The organism is Orbus hercynius, from assembly GCF_003634275.1.
Lineage (GTDB): Bacteria > Pseudomonadota > Gammaproteobacteria > Enterobacterales > Orbaceae > Orbus > Orbus hercynius.
In genome coordinates this window covers 167,005-187,145 of sequence record NZ_RBWY01000004.1, presented here as the reverse complement: position 1 = coordinate 187,145, position 20,141 = coordinate 167,005, and the positions used below count along the sequence as shown (strand labels likewise).

General features: G+C 38.1%; 13 protein-coding genes. All 13 read left to right on the top strand.

The genetic code is table 11. The annotated features are described in order from the left end of the window. The first annotated feature begins 136 nt into the window (after positions 1-136). The 13 genes from rpoB (at position 137) to clpX (ending at position 20,114) form a co-directional block, all read left to right on the top strand. Complete coding sequence (gene rpoB / locus DES39_RS09795) at positions 137-4,165, top strand: DNA-directed RNA polymerase subunit beta (RefSeq protein WP_121145763.1); 4,029 nt, start codon at positions 137-139, stop codon at positions 4,163-4,165. Between the two features lie 89 nt (positions 4,166-4,254). Continuing rightward, positions 4,255-8,475: a DNA-directed RNA polymerase subunit beta' gene (gene rpoC, locus DES39_RS09790; RefSeq protein WP_121145619.1), complete on the top strand. Its 4,221-nt coding sequence runs from the start codon at positions 4,255-4,257 to the stop codon at positions 8,473-8,475. 234 nt (positions 8,476-8,709) lie between these two features. Next, positions 8,710-8,925 carry a YheU family protein gene (locus DES39_RS09785; protein WP_121145617.1) on the top strand — a complete coding sequence of 72 codons (216 nt, stop codon included), beginning with the start codon at positions 8,710-8,712 and terminating at the stop codon, positions 8,923-8,925. A gap of 110 nt (positions 8,926-9,035) precedes the next feature. After that, complete coding sequence (crp, locus tag DES39_RS09780) at positions 9,036-9,668, top strand: cAMP-activated global transcriptional regulator CRP (RefSeq protein ID WP_121145616.1); 633 nt, start codon at positions 9,036-9,038, stop codon at positions 9,666-9,668. Between the two features lie 119 nt (positions 9,669-9,787). Further along, positions 9,788-10,507, top strand: a complete 720-nt coding sequence (locus tag DES39_RS09775) for an undecaprenyl pyrophosphate synthase (RefSeq protein ID WP_121145614.1) — start codon at positions 9,788-9,790, stop codon at positions 10,505-10,507. Positions 10,508-10,522: 15 nt separating this feature from the next. Beyond that, complete coding sequence (locus tag DES39_RS09770; protein ID WP_121145612.1) at positions 10,523-11,353, top strand: phosphatidate cytidylyltransferase; 831 nt, start codon at positions 10,523-10,525, stop codon at positions 11,351-11,353. A 9-nt stretch (positions 11,354-11,362) separates the two neighbouring features. Beyond that, positions 11,363-12,685 (top strand): RIP metalloprotease RseP, encoded by a 1,323-nt coding sequence (gene rseP, locus DES39_RS09765; RefSeq protein ID WP_121145610.1) that lies wholly within the window; start codon positions 11,363-11,365, stop codon positions 12,683-12,685. Positions 12,686-12,726: 41 nt separating this feature from the next. Next, entirely contained in the window at positions 12,727-15,141 is a 2,415-nt protein-coding gene (bamA, locus tag DES39_RS09760) for an outer membrane protein assembly factor BamA (protein ID WP_121145608.1), read from the top strand. A gap of 26 nt (positions 15,142-15,167) precedes the next feature. After that, complete coding sequence (locus tag DES39_RS09755) at positions 15,168-15,656, top strand: OmpH family outer membrane protein (RefSeq protein WP_170143390.1); 489 nt, start codon at positions 15,168-15,170, stop codon at positions 15,654-15,656. Next, positions 15,656-16,684 (top strand): UDP-3-O-(3-hydroxymyristoyl)glucosamine N-acyltransferase, encoded by a 1,029-nt coding sequence (lpxD, locus tag DES39_RS09750; RefSeq protein ID WP_121145604.1) that lies wholly within the window; start codon positions 15,656-15,658, stop codon positions 16,682-16,684. The genes DES39_RS09755 and lpxD overlap by 1 nt, the downstream gene beginning before the upstream one ends. A 119-nt stretch (positions 16,685-16,803) precedes the next feature. Continuing rightward, on the top strand, positions 16,804-18,105 hold the full coding sequence (tig, locus tag DES39_RS09745; protein WP_121145602.1) for a trigger factor: 1,302 nt from the start codon (positions 16,804-16,806) through the stop codon (positions 18,103-18,105). Positions 18,106-18,187: 82 nt separating this feature from the next. After that, a complete protein-coding gene (gene clpP, locus DES39_RS09740) occupies positions 18,188-18,793 on the top strand; it encodes an ATP-dependent Clp endopeptidase proteolytic subunit ClpP (protein ID WP_121145600.1) in 606 nt (201 codons plus the stop codon). A gap of 73 nt (positions 18,794-18,866) precedes the next feature. Then, positions 18,867-20,114: an ATP-dependent protease ATP-binding subunit ClpX gene (gene clpX, locus DES39_RS09735; protein ID WP_211324686.1), complete on the top strand. Its 1,248-nt coding sequence runs from the start codon at positions 18,867-18,869 to the stop codon at positions 20,112-20,114. The last annotated feature ends 27 nt before the right edge of the window (positions 20,115-20,141 follow it).

The window sequence follows — 20,141 nt, the reverse complement described above, 5'->3', positions numbered from 1 at the left end:
TAATCAATTGATATTTATAAATATTTCGAGCAGGTGTCAGATTTAATTATCAAGTGATAAGGATCTGATGAATATTTAATAAAGCCAATGTGATATGACATTATGTATCATGGCTGATCAGCAAGTTGAGGAACTAATGGTTTACTCTTATACCGAGAAAAAACGAATTCGTAAGAATTTTGGTAAACGTCCACAAGTGTTGGATATACCCTATCTTCTTTCTATTCAACTTGATTCGTTCCAAAAGTTTATTGACCAAGATCCTGAAGGTCAATATGGTTTAGAAGCCGCTTTTCGTTCAATCTTTCCTATAAAGAGTTATAGCGGTAGCGCAGAACTCCAATATGTCTCATTTAAAATGGGTGAGCCTGTTTTTGATGTGAAAGAGTGTCAGATTCGAGGAATTACTTATTCTGCTCCGCTCCGTGTTAAATTACGTTTAGTCATATATGACAAAGATGCTCCAGAAGGAACAGTAAAGGATATTAAAGAACAAGATGTCTATATGGGTGAAATTCCATTAATGACTGATAATGGAACGTTTGTTATTAATGGTACTGAACGTGTAATTGTTTCTCAGTTGCATCGTAGTCCGGGTGTGTTCTTTGATAGTGATAAAGGTAAAACTCACTCGTCAGGTAAAGTTTTATATAACGCAAGAATTATTCCATACCGTGGTTCTTGGCTAGATTTTGAGTTTGATCCTAAAGATAATTTATTTGCTCGTATTGACCGACGTCGTAAATTACCTGCAACGATTATTTTAAGAGCTTTAGGTTTTGAAACTGAGCAAATTTTAGATCTTTTCTTTGAGAAAACTGTGTTTGAAGTTGCAAAATCTAAATTGAAAATGGATCTTGTACCTGAGCGTTTGCGTGGTGACACCGCGATTTTTGATATCGAATCAAAAGGTCAAATTTATGTAGAAAAAGGTCGACGAATCACTGCCAAACATATTCGACAACTCGAAAAAGACAACATTACAAAAATAGATGTACCTGTCGAGTATATTATTGGTAAAGTGTTGGCCAAAAACTATGTGCATGATGTTACAGGCAATATTATTGCGCCTGCTAATACGCCAATTTCGCTTGAGTTACTTGCTGAATTAACTAATGCCGGCCATAAGAAAATTGAAACATTATTTACTAATGATTTAGATCATGGTGCATTTATATCAGAAACATTAAATGTTGACCCATCACATAATCAGTTAGATGCATTGGTTGAAATCTATCGGATGATGCGTCCTGGTGAGCCTCCAACAAAAGAAGCTGCGGAATCATTGTTTGCTAACTTATTCTTTTCTGAAGAACGCTATGATTTATCTGCCGTTGGCCGAATGAAGTTTAACCGCTCATTAAATCGTGATGAAATTGAAGGTAGTGGCGTTCTCTCTAGCGAAGACATCATTGAAGTGATGAAGAAACTCATCGCAATACGAAATGGTCATGGTGAAGTTGATGATATCGATCATTTAGGTAACCGCCGTATTCGAAGTGTTGGCGAAATGGCTGAAAACCAATTCCGTATTGGTTTAGTGCGCGTAGAGCGGGCAGTTAAAGAGCGTTTATCTTTAGGTGATCTTGATGCGCTTATGCCACAAGATATGATTAATGCGAAACCGATTTCAGCAGCAATTCGTGAGTTCTTTGGTTCAAGTCAATTATCTCAATTTATGGATCAAAATAATCCATTATCTGAAATTACGCATAAACGTCGTATTTCTGCATTAGGGCCGGGTGGGTTAACTCGTGAGCGTGCAGGCTTTGAAGTGCGAGACGTGCATCCAACGCATTACGGACGTGTTTGTCCGATTGAAACGCCGGAAGGTCCAAATATCGGTCTAATTAACTCTTTAGCGGTTTATGCAAGAACCAATGAATACGGTTTCTTAGAAACGCCTTACCGTAAAGTTGTTGATGGTATTGTGACGGATGAAATTAATTATTTGTCCGCGATTGATGAAAGTACATTTGTTATCGCGCAGGCTAACTCGAACTTAGATGAAACAGGCCGTTTCGCTGAAGATTTAGTAACTTGTCGTTTAAATGGTGAGTCTGGTTTATATAATCCAGAACAAGTTCACTATATGGATGTGTCAACGCAGCAGATCGTTTCGGTAGGTGCGTCGTTAATTCCATTCCTTGAACACGACGATGCGAACCGTGCTTTGATGGGTGCAAACATGCAACGTCAAGCAGTGCCGACCCTTAAGGCTGAAAAACCATTTGTTGGTACCGGTATGGAACGTGCGGTTGCGGTTGACTCAGGTGTAACTGTTGTCGCTAAGCGTGGTGGTACGGTTCAATACGTCGATGCGTCACGTATCGTTATCAATGTTAACCCAGATGAGATGTACTCTGGCGAAGCGGGTATTGATATCTATAACTTGACTAAATATACCCGTTCTAACCAAAACACTTGTATCAACCAAATTCCTTGTGTTGATTTAGGTGAAAAAGTTGAGCTTGGTGATGTATTGGCTGACGGACCGTCAACGGACTTAGGTGAATTAGCACTTGGTCAAAATATGCGTGTGGCATTTATGCCATGGAATGGTTATAACTTCGAAGACTCCATTTTAGTGTCTGAAAAAGTAGTTCAAGATGACCGTTTTACCTCGATTCACATTCAAGAATTATCGTGTGTCTCTCGTGACACCAAATTGGGTGCAGAAGAGATTACGGCTGATATTCCAAACGTTGGTGAAGCTGCATTATCTAAACTTGATGAATCTGGTATCGTTTATATCGGTGCAGAAGTGAAAGGCGGTGATATTTTAGTTGGTAAAGTGACACCAAAAGGTGAAACGCAACTAACGCCTGAAGAAAAATTACTTCGTGCGATCTTTGGTGAAAAAGCTTCTGATGTTAAAGATACTTCATTGCGTGTACCAAATGGTGTTTCTGGTACCGTTATTGATGTTCAAGTTTTCATTCGTGATGGTGTTGTTAAAGACAAACGTGCACTTGAAATTGAAGACATGCAATTAAAACAAGCGAAAAAAGATTTAACTGAAGAGTTTAAGATTTTAGAAGCTGCTTTATTTGCTCGAGTTAAAGATGTGTTAATTAGCGGTGGTATTGAAGGTAGTAAATTAGATGCCTTATCTCGTGAAAGATGGTTAACGCTTGGTTTAACTGACGAAGATAAACAAGGTCAAATTGAAGAGTTAGCAGCACAGTACGCTGAAATCAAAGTTGATTTTGATAAGAAACTTGAAGCTAAACGTATGAAAATCACTCAAGGTGATGACTTACAACCGGGTGTCTTAAAAATCGTTAAAGTTTATTTAGCGGTTAAACGTCAAATTCAACCAGGTGATAAAATGGCTGGTCGTCATGGTAATAAAGGGGTAATTTCAAAAATTAACCCAATTGAAGATATGCCATATGATGAACAAGGCCGCCCTGTTGACTTAGTGCTAAATCCACTAGGTGTTCCATCGCGTATGAATATTGGTCAGATTTTAGAAACGCATTTAGGTATGGCAGCGAAAGGTATTGGTATTAAAATTGATACTATGTTAAAAGAGCAACAAGAACTTGCTAAATTACGTGAATTCATTCAAAAAGCGTATGATCTTGGGCTTGGTGCTGCACAAGAAGTTAACGTTGCTGATTTTACCGATCAAGAAGTGATGACACTGGCGCAAAATCTGCGTAATGGTATGCCGCTTGCAACGCCAGTATTTGATGGTGCAAAAGAAGCGGAAATTAAATCATTACTACAATTAGGTGATTTACCAACATCAGGACAAATTACCTTATTTGATGGCCGTACGGGTGAGAAATTTGAACGACCAGTAACTGTGGGTTATATGTATATGTTGAAACTAAATCACCTTGTTGATGACAAGATGCATGCTCGTTCAACCGGTTCATATAGCCTTGTTACTCAGCAACCGTTGGGCGGTAAAGCTCAGTTTGGTGGGCAACGTTTTGGTGAGATGGAAGTGTGGGCACTTGAAGCTTATGGTGCTGCATATACGTTACAAGAAATGTTGACTGTAAAATCGGATGACGTGAATGGTCGTACGAAGATGTATAAAAATATTGTAGATGGTGATCATAGTATGGAACCTGCGATCCCTGAATCATTTAACGTATTGTTAAAAGAGATTCGCTCGCTTGGTATCAATATTGAATTAGATGAAGAGTAATTTGTTTCATTAAAAGATTGCTATTTATACGGGTAATAGTCAGTATTTTGGCTATTACCCAGTTGGTTTAACTCCATAGGAGCCAATTCGTGAAAGACTTATTAAAGTTTCTAAAAGCACAAACGAAAACTGAAGAGTTTGATGCTATTAAAATTGGGTTAGCATCCCCAGACATGATCCGTTCATGGTCATTTGGTGAGGTTAAAAAACCAGAAACCATCAACTACCGCACCTTTAAACCGGAACGTGATGGTTTATTCTGCGCTAGAATTTTTGGTCCAGTAAAAGATTATGAATGTTTATGTGGTAAATATAAACGTTTAAAACACCGAGGTGTGATCTGTGAAAAATGTGGTGTTGAAGTCACTCAGGCTAAAGTACGTCGTGAGCGTATGGGTCATATTGAGCTTGCATCGCCAACTGCACATATTTGGTTTTTAAAATCATTACCATCCCGTATCGGTTTATTACTTGATATGCCATTGCGTGATATCGAGCGCGTACTTTATTTTGAATCATTTATGGTTCTTGATGGCGGAATGACCAATTTAGATCGTGGTCAAGTTTTAACTGAAGAGCAGTACTTAGATGCGCTTGAAGAGTTTGGTGACGAATTTGACGCGCGTATGGGTGCGGAAGCGATTCAGGAATTATTACGTAATCTAGATTTAAATGGTGAATGTGAATCGCTACGTGATGAATTGCTGACCACGAATTCTGAAACTAAACGTAAAAAATTAACTAAGCGTATTAAAATTTTAGAAGCATTTATTCTGTCAGAAAATAAACCAGAATGGATGATTCTCAATGTATTACCGGTACTTCCACCTGATTTGCGTCCATTAGTGCCATTAGATGGAGGTCGTTTTGCGACATCTGATCTAAATGACTTATATCGTCGTGTTATTAACCGAAACAACCGTTTAAAACGCCTATTAGATTTGGCTGCACCTGATATTATTGTGCGTAATGAAAAACGAATGTTACAAGAATCTGTTGATGCATTATTAGATAATGGTCGTCGTGGCCGCGCCATTACCGGTTCGAATAAACGCCCATTAAAATCTTTAGCTGATATGATTAAAGGTAAACAAGGTCGTTTCCGTCAGAACCTACTTGGTAAACGAGTTGACTATTCAGGCCGCTCTGTAATTACAGTAGGTCCATACTTACGGCTTCATCAATGTGGTTTACCGAAAAAAATGGCATTAGAATTATTTAAACCATTTATTTACGGTAAATTAGAACGTCGTGGTTATGCAACAACCATTAAAGCAGCGAAGAAAATGGTTGAGCGCGAAGATGCGATCGTTTGGGATATTTTAGACGAAGTTATTCGTGAACATCCAGTATTACTAAACCGTGCACCAACACTTCATAGATTAGGGATTCAGGCATTTGAACCACTTCTTATTGAAGGTAAGGCAATTCAATTGCACCCATTGGTGTGTGCGGCATTTAATGCCGACTTCGATGGTGACCAAATGGCGGTTCATGTTCCGTTAACTATTGAAGCGCAAATTGAAGCACGTGCATTGATGATGTCAACAAATAATATCTTATCACCAGCAAGTGGTGAGCCGATTATTGTTCCATCTCAAGACGTTGTTTTAGGTCTTTACTATATGACGCGTGATTGTGTTAACGCGAAAGGTGAAGGCATGGTGTTAACTGGACCTAAGGAAGCGGAGAAAGTTTATCGTTTAGGTTTAGCTGATCTTCACGCGCGCGTTAAAGTCCGTATTACTGAATATCATCGTAATAGTGCCGATGAATGGGAGTCATCGATCTCATTGGTCGATACAACCGTTGGTCGTGCTATTTTATGGTTAATTATGCCTAAAGGCTTACCTTACTCTGTGGTCAATCAACCATTAGGTAAAAAAGCTATTTCTAAAATTTTGAATGTTTGTTATCGCCAATTGGGCATGAAAGAGACGGTAATATTGGCTGACCAAGTGATGTATACTGGTTTCGCATATGCTGCGCGTTCAGGTGTATCAGTTGGTATTGACGATATGGTTATTCCAGCTAAGAAATACGAAATTATTAGTGAAGCTGAAAGTGAAGTTGCTGAGATTCAAGAGCAATTTCAATCTGGTTTGGTAACAGCAGGTGAACGATATAATAAAGTTATCGATATTTGGGCGGCAGCTAATGAACGTGTTGCCAAAGCGATGATGGATAATTTATCGACCGAAAAAGTACTTAATAAAGATGGCGTCGAAGAGACACAAGCCTCTTTTAATAGTATCTATATGATGGCTGACTCTGGTGCTCGTGGTTCTGCCGCTCAGATCCGTCAGCTTGCAGGTATGCGTGGTTTGATGGCTAAACCAGATGGTTCAATTATTGAAACACCAATTACGGCAAACTTCCGTGAAGGCTTGAACGTACTTCAGTACTTTATTTCAACCCATGGTGCACGTAAAGGTTTAGCCGATACGGCATTGAAAACAGCTAACTCAGGTTATTTGACTCGACGTTTAGTTGATGTAGCGCAGGATTTGGTTGTTATTCAAGACGATTGCGGTACGCTTGAAGGTGTTGTAATGACGCCGGTTATTGAAGGTGGTGATGTGAAAGAGCCGCTTCGTGAGCGAGTACTCGGTCGTGTGACAGCCGAAGATGTATTAAAACCCGGTAGTGCAGATATTCTGATTCCTCGTAATACTTTATTGGATGAAAGCTTCTGTGATTTATTAGAAGCAGAGTCAATTGATAGCGTAAAAGTTCGTTCTGTGGTTTCGTGTGATACTGATTTTGGTGTGTGTGCGAAATGTTATGGTCGAGATTTAGCACGTGGTCACTTAGTGAACAAAGGTGAGGCAATTGGTGTTATCGCAGCTCAATCAATCGGTGAGCCAGGTACACAGTTAACGATGCGTACATTCCACATTGGTGGTGCGGCATCACGAGCTGCGGCTGAATCAAGCGTACAAGTTAAAAATAATGGTAACATTAAACTCACTAATGCGAAGTTTGTTATTAATCCAGATAAAAAATTAGTTATTACTTCACGTAATACTGCATTAACGGTTGTTGATGAATTAGGCCGCATGAAAGAGACTTATAAAGTTCCTTATGGTGCGATCTTAACCAAAGGTACCGGCAGTGCGGTTAAATCGGGTGAAACGGTTGCTAACTGGGATCCACATACAATGCCTGTTGTCTCTGAGGTGAAAGGCTTTGTTAAATTTGTTGATATGGTTGATGGCCAATCGATTACCCGTCAGACCGATGAACTTACTGGCTTATCCTCGATTGTTGTGCTCGATGTCGCTGAAAGAACGTCAGTCGGTAAAGATTTACGACCAGCAATTAAAATTGTTAATGCTAAAGGTAAAGATGTTTTTGTAACGGGTTCTGAAATGCCAGCACAATATTTCTTACCCGGTAAAGCATTAGTTCAATTAGAAGATGGCGCTGAGATTAATGTTGGTGATGTGTTAGCGCGTATTCCACAAGCTTCTGTTGGTACCAAAGATATTACCGGTGGTTTACCGCGTGTTGCTGATCTATTTGAAGCTCGCAAACCAAAAGAACCCGCAATTCTTGCCGAAGTTGATGGTATTGTGTCGTTTGGTAAGGAAACAAAAGGTAAGCGTCGTTTAGTTATTTCACCTGCTGATGGTAGTGAGCCTTACGAAGAGATGATTCCTAAATGGCGTCAGCTTAACGTATTTGAAGGTGAGCATGTCGAACGTGGTGATGTGATTTCTGATGGGCCTGAGTCTCCACATGATATTTTACGTTTACGTGGTGTAAATGCGGTAACCCGTTATATCGTCAATGAAGTTCAGGAAGTTTATCGCTTGCAAGGCGTAAAAATAAACGATAAACATATCGAAGTTATTGTCCGTCAAATGTTGCGTAAGGCAACCATTATGAATAATGGTAACTCGCGTTTATTAGAGGGTGAACAGTTAGAAGTATCTCGTATTAAGATTATTAATCGTGAACTTGAAGCGCAAGGTAAAGAAATTGCAACGTATATGCATGACTTGCTAGGAATTACAAAAGCATCATTAACAACGGAATCGTTTATTTCTGCGGCATCATTCCAAGAAACCACTCGTGTGTTAACAGAAGCAGCGGTGGCAGGTAAAAATGATGAGCTTCGCGGCTTGAAAGAGAACGTTATTGTGGGTCGATTAATTCCTGCGGGTACGGGTTATGCTTATCATAAAGAGCGTCAACGTAAACGTGTAACGATTACTGATACGATTGAACCGACTGAGTCAATAATCACTGCTGAGGAAGCAACAGCTAATTTAGCCGAGTTACTCAATTCAGCGGATGATGCATAAGTTGTTATTCGATAATCAAAAACCACTCGTAAGAGTGGTTTTTTTTTGATAACGCATCATTAATACATTGAATAAACGATTAATAATCAAATCGACAAAAGTTTATAAACGGTGCGAATTATTAATATTGAACCAAGTCGTTTATTTTTTAAGCAACATTTAATCGTTATGCGTGCAATTTGTATTTATATTCCTATAATAGCTACTACTTATCGCAACAGCTGAATATATATTATGATTATCCCTTGGCAAAATCTTGAACCTGAGACGTTAACAAATATTTTAGAGATGTTTGTCTTGCGTGAAGGCACTGACTATGGTGCGACAGAGAAAACATTAGCTGAAAAAGTAGCGGATGTTCGTTTACAATTACAACAAAAAAAAATAGTTCTTGTCTGGTCAGAACTGCATGAAACAGTTGATCTGAAAATGCTTGATGAGTATGTTTAGTTCAAGTAATACAAAGCCGCTAGAAATTTATTTTTGATATGTTATTCAGCTGATAAGTTTGATATAGTGTTATATCATGACTTGATATTGTATAACGGGAGCAAGGCCTAATGATTATTAGTAAACAACAATCCGATACAACGTTAGAATGGTTTTTGTCCCATTGCCATATTCATAAATACCCCGCTAAAAGCACTTTGATTCACCAAGGCGAAAAAGCCGAAACACTCTATTATATTGTCAAAGGTGCGGCGGCCGTCTTAATTAAAGATGATGAAGGTAAAGAGATGATTCTCTCTTATCTGAGCCAAGGGGAGTTTATCGGAGAGTTGGGTTTATTCGAAGATAATATGGAACGAAGCGCTTGGGTTAAAGCAAGAACGAGCTGTGAAGTAGCTGAAATCTCATATAAAAAATTTAAGCAATTAATTCAAGTTAATCCCGATATCTTAATGAAGTTAGCCGCTCAAATGGCAAGTCGTTTACAAATTACATCTGAAAAAGTAAGTAATCTAGCTTTCCTTGATGTCGCAGGAAGAATTGCCCAGACGCTACTCAACTTGGCTAAGCAGCCAGATGCGATGACCCATCCAGATGGTATGCAAATCAAGATAACCCGTCAGGAAATAGGGCAAATTGTTGGGTGTTCAAGGGAAACCGTTGGCCGTATTCTTAAAATGTTAGAAGAGCAGCATTTAATTTCGGCACATGGTAAAACGATTGTTGTGTACGGTACCCGATAGGTTATATAGTGGTTGTTTTTTATCATATTCGTTTAGGAAGGTCGCTAAAATAAATGTTTTACTTGTGCTTAATATGCTAATATGACAACAATTCTCTACTCACTTGTTACGGAAAAAGAATGATACAGCAAACACTCATTCCACATCATATTGCAATTATTATGGACGGAAATGGGCGATGGGCTAAAAATCGAAATCAACTGCGCGCTGTCGGTCATCGCGCAGGACTAAAGGCAGTTAGAAAAACGGTACAGCATGCACGAATGATAGGTGTCAAGGCACTAACGCTGTATGCTTTTAGTAGTGAAAACTGGAAAAGACCAGAACAAGAAGTCTCTTCACTGATGTCATTATTTGTTTATGCTTTAAATCGAGAGGCGAAGGATTTACATAAACATAATATTCGTCTGAATATTATTGGTGATACATCTCGTTTCCCTATCCAATTACAAGCCATGATTGATAAAATTCAAACGATGACTTGTCGTAATTCTGGCTTAATACTTAATATTGCGGCTAATTATGGTGGACGATGGGATATCACTCATGCGATTAAAAATATTATTGCAAAAGTTGAAAGTAACGATCTGACGATTGATGAAATTAATGAGGACATTATCAATAATGAAATTTCCTTGTATGAACAACCCGCAATTGATCTTGTCATTAGAACGGGCGGTGAGCATCGGATCAGTAATTTTCTGCTATGGCAAATTGCTTATTCTGAGCTCTATTTTACTGATATACTGTGGCCTGATTTTGATCGTGATTCATTAGATAAGGCTATTTTGGCGTTTAACAAACGAGAACGTCGTTTTGGTCAGGTTATTGATTCTTAATAATTAGGATAAGTAATGTTAATTCAACGTCTTTTAGCTGCGATAGTGTTAATCCCTTTGGTTATTATCTGTCTATTCTTTTTACCATTACCGGGATTTATTGCGGTGATGATTGCTATTTCTGGCTTAGCCACATGGGAATGGTCACAATTTTTACACCTTCATTCGCGTCAGCATAAATCAGTATTTACGCTTATTTTTACGCTATTTATCATTGCAATCTATTATGTCTCAACGCAGCAAATAGGGGTTGTTAAAGTCGTACTATTATTATCTTTAGCATGGTGGCTGTTGGCGTTATTGCTCGTGGTCAGTTATCCAAACTCAGTACGTTTTTGGCGGCATAATGTCGTAAAAACTTTATTTGCTTGTGTTACGTTACTACCTTTTGTTCTTGGTATGATTGCATTAAGACAAGTTAATTATAGTGATAACTCGTTTCAAGGGGCTTTTTGGCTGCTTTACGTGTTAGTGCTGGTTTGGGCTACTGATTCCGGGGCTTATTTCGCTGGTCGTGCACTGGGTAAGCATAAATTAGCGCCACGGGTTTCTCCAGGAAAAACTATTGAAGGCTTGATTGGAGGGGTTATTGCTGCGCTGCTTATTAGTTTGCTAGTGTATGTGAGTGGTTACTTTTTCATTTCATTTGATACCTTAATGCTGAGTTCAATCTGTGCAATTTTAGTATCGGTGTTAGGGGATTTAACTGAAAGCATGTTTAAGCGTGAAGCGAATATTAAAGATAGTGGTCACTTAATTCCGGGACATGGCGGAATTTTAGATCGTATCGATAGCTTAACTGCTGCGATTCCTGTTTTTGCTGCGCTTATTCTATATGTACTATAGGGAACCAGTGTGATTTGGGCAACAATAATATTTTTAGTGACAATTAGTATACTAGTAACTGTGCACGAGTTTGGTCACTTTATTATTGCTAGATTATGTGGTGTGAGAGTTGAGTGTTTTTCAGTTGGTTTTGGTAAAAAGCTGTGTTCTTATACTACAAAAAAGGGAACTGAATTTAAACTGTCTATCATTCCATTGGGCGGTTATGTAAAGATGCTTGATGGAACAAATAAAGTATTACAAGCTGATGAGCTGCGATTTGCATTTAATCATCAAACTATCTTTAAACGCGTGGCGATTGTGTGTGCAGGACCTGTTGCAAATTTTCTGTTTGCTTTCTTTGTTTATTGGGCCATTTTCCAAATTGGAGTGGTCTCTTATCCTGTTAAATTCGCTAGTGTGACGGCCAATACGCCAGCTGCAAATATAAATATTGTACAAGAAGCGGAACTAAAATCAATTGCAGGTATCAAAGTAGATAGTTGGGCTGATGTTAATGTTGCATTGGTGGGTGAAATGGGAAAAGATAACATCACTATTTCCTATGAAACAGCTGATCATAAATTACATGAGCAATCGGTTAGCATTAAAGGATGGCGCTTTGATATTGAAAAAGAGTCATCTATCACTGCCTTTGGCTTTGTTCCAGCGCCTATAGCGATTTATCCCATTATTAGTCAAGTAGTGCCTGATTCTGCTGCGGATAAAATTGGCTTACAAGCTGGTGATACGATTATTGCCTATAATGGTCAGCCTTATGATAATTGGAATAATTTTTCGACGTTAATCAAAGCAGGGCAACCAATAATGTTGGCTGTTAATCGAGGCGGAGCAAGAGTATCGTTCGATTTGCTGCCTAATATTGAGGTGAACAGTAAAGGTGAGAAAATCGGGGTAGCAGGAATTTACCCGAGTAATAACACAATTATAAAACAGTATGATATAGTAAATGCCTTTTCTAAGGGGATTGAGCAAACGGGATTAACAATCAAACTTGTTGCGCGTTCATTTTACCAATTACTTACAGGTGTGATTGGACTTAAAAATTTATCTGGTCCGGTGTCAATTGCGCAGGGAGCAGGGCAAACAGCAAGTTATGGTGTTGTGCCTTATTTGTTTTTTTTAGCATTTATTAGCATTAGTTTAGGTGTGATTAATCTGGTGCCATTACCAATGCTAGATGGTGGGCATCTTGTTTTTTTATTAATCGAAAAAATAAAAGGATCGCCAGTATCGAGTGCAATACAAGGTGTTTTTTACCGCTTAGGTTTTTTGTTATTGTTAGTGATAATGAGTATCGCATTATTTAATGATTTTATACGGTTATCATGATGATTGAATGGAGTAATATATAATGAATGTGAGTCTCAACAATGAGAATTAATAAATTGCTCATAGCGTCTTTGCTTTTTAGCACTTTTACTTATAGCCCTGCCGTATTTAGTGCGGATAGTTTTGAGGTTAAAGATATTAAGTTTGAAGGATTACAACGGGTAACTCTTGGTGCAGCATTATTGAAAATGCCTATACAAGTCGGCGATTACGTTAATGAAGCCGATTTGGGTGACATTATTAAGTCATTATATACCAGCGGTAATTTTGAAAATATCTCTATTGCTCGTGATGGGAATACATTAATTATTAATGTTGAAGAACGTCCAACGATTGCAAGTATCACCTTTTCTGGTAATAAGTCAGTTAAAGATGATATGTTGACAGCCAATCTTGATGGTTCTGGCGTACGTGTTGGTGAATCTTTAGATCGCACCACCTTATCCGCAATTGAGAAGGGTCTTGAAGATTTCTATTACAGTATTGGTAAATATAACGCGAAAGTGAAGGCGGTTGTAACGCCCTTGTCGCGTAACCGAGTTGATCTCAAGCTTGATATTGCTGAAGGAGTATCGGCGCTGATTGAGCAAATTAATATCGTTGGCGCTAAAGCTTACTCGTCTGATGAGCTGATTTCACGCTTTTCTCTGCGAGATGAAGTGCCGTGGTGGAATATGTTAGGTGATCGAAAATATCAGAAACAAAAATTAGCAGCCGATTTAGATGAGCTACAAGGCTTTTATCTTGATCGAGGTTATGCTCGATTTAATATTGATTCAACACAAGTTAGTTTAACACCCGATAAAAAAGGGATTTATGTGACAATTAATATTGAAGAAGGTGATAAGTATAATTTGTCGGAGATTGAGCTTAAAGGTAACTACGCAGGGCACAAAGATAAAGTCGAGGCTATTACAGCTCCTCAACTAAAACTGGGTGAGCTTTACAATGGTAAAAAGATTACTCAGATTGAAGATCAAATTAAAAAAATGTTAGCTGATTATGGCTACGCCTTCCCACGGGTGATTACACATCCAGAACTCAATGATACGGATCATACTGTTAAATTGATCGTCTATGTCGATGTTGGCCCACGTTATTATGTCAGAAACATCAAAATTGTGGGTAATACGGTAACGAGTGAACGTGTAATTCGTCGTGAGCTACGTCAGATGGAAGGGGCTTGGTTAAGTAATAATTTAGTCGAGTTAGGTAAAACTCGACTAAATCGATTAGGTTTTTTTGATACAGTTGAAACAGAAACAGAACGCGTTTCTGGCGTTGATGACCAGGTGGATATTACTTACAAAGTTGTAGAGCGAAATACTGGTAGTATTAAATTTGGTATTGGTATTGGATCAGATAGTGGCCTTAGCTTCAATGCTGGCATCTCACAAGAAAACTGGTTAGGTACAGGTAATAGTGTATCGTTTGATGTCAATACGACTGATTCAGATAAAACTGCATCGATATCAGCCACTAACCCTTATTTTACGATTGATGGCGTTAGCTTAGGGGGGAATATTTATTATAATACTTACCAAGCAGACAAAGATGGTGATCAGTCTGAATACTCTAGTAAGACTTGGGGTGCGAATGCTAGCCTAGGTTTCCCAATTAGTGAGAAAAATTTTGTTCGCTTTGGTACTGAATTTGCTAACCACCGTTTGAGTGATATGAATGCGCAGTATGGCATGTGGCGATACTTTCAGTCGATGGGTGAAGATGTAAAAGGGAAAAATAGCATCTCTTTTAGTACTAATGATTTACTGTTAAATGCTAACTGGAGCTATAACTCGCTTGATCGTGGTTTTTTCCCAACTGCTGGGACTAAAATTTCTGCTAACGGTAAAGTTACTGTGCCGGTATTTGATAATCGTTTTGCCAAATTCATTTTAGATGGATCTTATTATTATCCATTAGATTATGAACACAATTGGGTGGCACTTGCGCGTGGGCGTTTAGGCTATGGAACGGGATTTGGTGGTAAAGAGTTACCATTTTATGAGAACTTCTATGCGGGTGGTTCATCGGTACTACGAGGCTTTAAAGCCAATACTGTTGGTCCTAAAGCAATCTATTTCAATAGTGATAAATGTAATTTATCTGAAACACAAAGTTGTACCTCATCATCAGATTCTGTCGGTGGTAATGCTTTAGCGTTTGTCAGTGGTGAGTTAATTGTTCCAACGCCGTTTGCTAGTGAAAAATACGCAAGTAGTATTCGAACCTCTTTATTTGTCGATGCGGGTACCGTATGGGATACGGACTGGGATTTCAAAGGTAATAATATTCCTGATTATGGCACAGCGTCTGATATACGTGTTTCAGCAGGTCTTGCTGTGCAATGGATGTCACCACTTGGTCCGCTAGTGTTTTCGTACGCTCAGCCGATCAAGAAATATAGTGGCGATTCATCACAGCAATTTCAGTTTAATATAGGGTCTACATGGTAGTAAAATTTAATAAAAAGGTGATTAGTGTGAAAAAAATTATTTCAGTTATGGGATTGAGTTTAGCATTGTTGTTGAGTGGGTTTGTTTATGCTGACACAAAAGTTGGAGTTATTGATGTTGTCTCTATTTTACAGCAAATGCCACAAAGAGAAGCTGTGAGTAAAGCACTTGATTCTGAATTTGAACCACGAGCAAAAGTATTACAAGAAGAAGAGAAGAAAGCTAACGATGCCGCTCAGAAATTACAAAAAGATGGGATGACATTATCTACTTCAGATAAAACAAAACTAACGAAAATTGTAAAAGCGTTTGAAGATAAGGCAAAAGAATTTTCGATGGATTATCGTAAACGAGAAAATGAAGAAGCTAATAAATTACTCGTGAAAATTCAAGAAGCGGTAAAAGTCGTTGCAGCTAACGAAAAATATGATTTAGTGTTAAAAGCCGAAGCCGCTTTCTATGCTACTGATACTGTTGATATTACAAGCAAGGTTTTGGAACAGGTTAAAAAATAATGTATTCATATAAGCTTAAAGAACTGGCTGAAAAATTAAATGCTATTTTAGTTGGCGATGAGAATCTGGTTATTAATAGTATTGCTTCAATGGCAAGTGCTAAACAAGGTCAGATTACATTTTTAGCTGATAAAAAATATCAAGACCAACTGCAAACTTGCAAGGCAAGTGTAGTGGTATTGACTGAAGAAAGCTTATCTCATTGGAATGGTGCTGCGTTAATTGTTGCTAACCCTTATTTAACTTATGCAAAACTTGCGCAGTTACTTGATACCACACCAAAACCGGCAGAGGGTATTGCGCCATCTGCTGTTATTGGTGCTGATGTTATTTTGGGGCAGCATGTATCAATTGGTGCCAATGCGGTTATTGAAAGTGGCGTAGTACTGGGAGATAACACGATCATCGGTGCGGGTTGCTTTATTGGTAAAAATAGTCAAATTGGTCACAATAGCAAATTGTGGGCTAATGTGTCGGTGTATCATAATATTCAAATTGGTGATAATTGTTTAATTCAGTCTGGTGCAGTGATTGGTTCAGATGGGTTTGGTTATGCTAATGATCGCGGTAATTGGGTTAAAATTCCGCAATTAGGTCGGGTGATTATTGGTAATAATGTTGAGATTGGCGCGTCAACGACGATTGATCGTGGTGCACTCGATGATACGATAATTCGTGATGGTGTTGTTATTGATAATCAGTGCCAAATTGCACATAATGATTATATTGGTGAGCATACGGCTGTTGCGGGCGGTGTTATTATGGCCGGCAGTCTAAAAATTGGTAAGTACTGTTTGATTGGCGGTGCAAGTGTCATCAATGGTCATATGGAAATTTGTGATAAAGTGACGGTAACGGGGATGGGTATGGTCATGCGGCCAATTTCTGAACCGGGTGTTTATTCATCAGGAATTCCATTGCAAGAGAATAAAGTATGGCGTAAAACCGCCTCGCTAGTATTGCATATTGATGATATGAGTAAACGATTAAAATCATTAGAGAAGAAACTATTAAAATTCTCGACGTAAGATATATCGGCCTGTATAATACACGGCTATTTTATAAACTTTATTGTGCTTGATGATCGGAAAATAACTTAAAATTTCACACAAGTACAAGTTAATTCATGATTCTGAGGTATTTAAAGATGCAAGTTTCGCTAGAAACAACACAAGGACTAGGGCGCCGTTTAACGATCACTATTCCATCAGAAGATATAAAAAAAGCGTTTGATAAAGAACTGTTTAGTACAGCAAAAAAAGTCCGTATTGATGGATTTCGTAAAGGAAAAGTACCATTAAAAGTGGTTGAACAACGTTATGGTGCAACAATTTTACAAGATGCATTAAGCGAATTAATGCAACGTAATTTTATTGAAGCGATTATTCAAGAAAAAATTAATCCAGCTGGTGCACCAACTTATATTCCGTCTGAATATAAGCAAGGTGAAGATTATCCATTCACTGTTGAATTCGAAGTGTATCCTCAAATCGAAATTAAAGATCTTGATAAAATCGAAGTTGAAAAGCCGGTTGCAGATGTTAACGACGAGGATATTGACGTGATGATTGAAACATTACGTAAGCAACAAGGCGTTTGGAAAGAAGTAACTAAAGATGCACAAGATCAAATGCGCGTTGTTCTTGATTTTGTCGGCACTGTTGACGGTGAAGAGTTTGAAGGTGGAAAAGCGACGGATTTTGCCTTAGTACTTGGTCAAGGTAGAATGATTCCTGGTTTTGAAACGGCTATCTTAGGTCATAAAGCAGGTGATAATTTTGATATCGATGTGACATTCCCAGAAGATTATCATGCTGAAAATTTAAAAGGCAAAGCGGCTAAATTTGTTTCAACTTTGAAAAAAGTAGAAGAGCTTGAGCTTCCAGAATTAACAAGTGATGTTATTAAACGTTTCGGTATTGCAGATGGTACGCTTGACGGTTTAAAAGCTGAAGTGCGCAAAAATATGCAAAGAGAGCTAAAAGCAACCGTTCGTAATAAAACTAAAGCACAAATTATTGATGGATTAGTGAAATATAATGAAATTGATGTGCCATCTTCCCTTATAGAACGTGAAATTGATGTGTTACGTCAACAAGCTATGTCTCGTTTCGGTAATAATAGCAAACAGCCAATCGAATTGCCAAAAGAGTTATTTGAAGAAGAAGCGAAAAGACGTGTTACAATTGGCCTTTTATTTGGTGAAATGATTGAAAGCAATAAATTGACTGCCGATGAAGCCCGCGTAAAATCATTAATTGATGAAATTGCAACAGCATATGAAGATCCAAAAGAAGTCATCGCTTATTATAGTCAAGATAAAAAAGCATTAGACAATTTAAAATCTGTTGCACTAGAAGATCAAATCGTCGATCTTTTACTTGAAAAAGCGAAAGTGACTGATAAATCATACTCATTCTCGGAATTAATGAATCAACAACCAGCATAAGTGTGAGTTGATTTTTCAATCAAGTTATAGCCCAAAATAAGAGTACTCTTTTTTGGGCTGTTTTATTTAGTTAGGAGAGACAATGTCTTATAAAAGTGAAAGTATGAATGTTGTCCCAATGGTTGTTGAGCAAAGCTCTCGTGGCGAACGGGCATATGACATTTACTCAAGATTATTAAAAGAACGTATTATTTTTATGACTGGGCAAGTTGAAGATCATATGGCTAATTTGATTGTTGCCCAACTGTTATTTTTAGAAGCTGAAAATCCAGAAAAAGATATTTATCTTTATATTAATTCTCCTGGTGGAGTTATTACATCAGGGATGTCTATTTACGATACTATGCAGTTTATTAAACCTGATGTGAGTACGATTTGTTTAGGGCAAGCATGTTCAATGGGCGCATTTTTATTGACCGCTGGCGCAAAAGGTAAACGTTACTGTTTACCTAATGCTAGAGTTATGATCCACCAACCATTAGGTGGTTTTCAAGGTCAAGCATCAGATATTCAAATTCATGCCAAAGAAGTGTTAAAAGTTAAAAATAGAATGAATGAATTAATGGCGTTGCATACAGGTCAAACCTTAGATGTGATTGAAAAAGATACTGATCGTGATAACTTTATGTCAGCCCAGCAAGCTGTTGATTATGGTTTGGTGGATGCGATCTTTGATAAAAGAGCATAAATTATCATTACGTATTGGGTAGTGTATTTGATAGCTGCCCTGTCAAAGTATATTGTAATAGCAGGTGATTTTAGTGAATAAAGAGACATCAGGTAAGTTACTGTACTGCACATTTTGCGGTAGAAGTCAGCATGAGACCAAAAGACTAATTGAATGTTCATCATCAATTTATATTTGTGATGAGTGTATTCATTCTTTAAATGAAATGTTAAAAAGTGATAGTTCGGATTTTGCTCACCAAGATGAAGATTCATTAAAACCGCTACCGACTCCGCATGAAATTAGAGCACATTTAGATGAGTATGTGATTGGTCAAGAGCAAGCAAAAAAAGTCCTATCGGTTGCGGTTTATAATCATTATAAACGGCTGCGTGTGCCAAAAGATAAAGACGGTGTTGAGTTGGGTAAAAGTAATATTTTACTGATAGGCCCAACGGGTAGTGGTAAAACATTGCTCGCTGAAACATTGGCTCGTTTTCTTGATGTGCCGTTTGCGATGGCTGATGCGACGACCTTAACCGAAGCCGGTTACGTCGGCGAAGATGTTGAAAATATTATTCAAAAATTATTACAAAGCTGCGAATATAATGTTGAAAAAGCTCAACGCGGTATTATTTATGTTGATGAGATCGATAAAATTTCACGCAAGTCTGATAATCCTTCAATCACACGAGATGTATCGGGTGAAGGTGTGCAACAAGCTTTGCTTAAAATTATCGAAGGGACGGTTGCTTCTGTGCCACCTAAAGGGGGACGTAAGCATCCACAGCAAGAATTCTTGCAAGTTGATACGTCTAAAATTTTATTTATTTGTGGTGGTGCATTTGCTGGACTTGATAAAGTGGTCGCTAATCGTCTATCCGTCAATACAGGCATTGGTTTTGGTGCTGAAGTTAAAGCGGATAAGCACAAAGCGACAGAATCACAGTTATTAGCTCAAATTGAGCCTGAAGATCTCATTAAGTTTGGTTTAATTCCTGAGTTTATCGGCCGACTACCGGTTATTGCATCACTGACTGAGCTGGATAAAACGGCTTTGATCCAAATTTTAACTGAGCCTAAAAATGCATTAACTAAGCAGTATAAAGCACTGTTTGAGTTAGAAAACGTTGAGTTGGAATTTACTGTTGATGCATTAGAGGCAATTGCGGCTAAAGCGATGAAACGTAAAACGGGAGCAAGAGGCTTACGTTCAATTGTTGAAGGTATTTTATTAGATGTGATGTATGATTTACCATCATTGTCCAACGTTAATAAAGTTATTGTCAGTGGCGAAACTATTGACCAACAAATCCCGCCTCAAATTATCTATCAGAAATAGTTCTATACCTGCATTTTGGTTGTTACA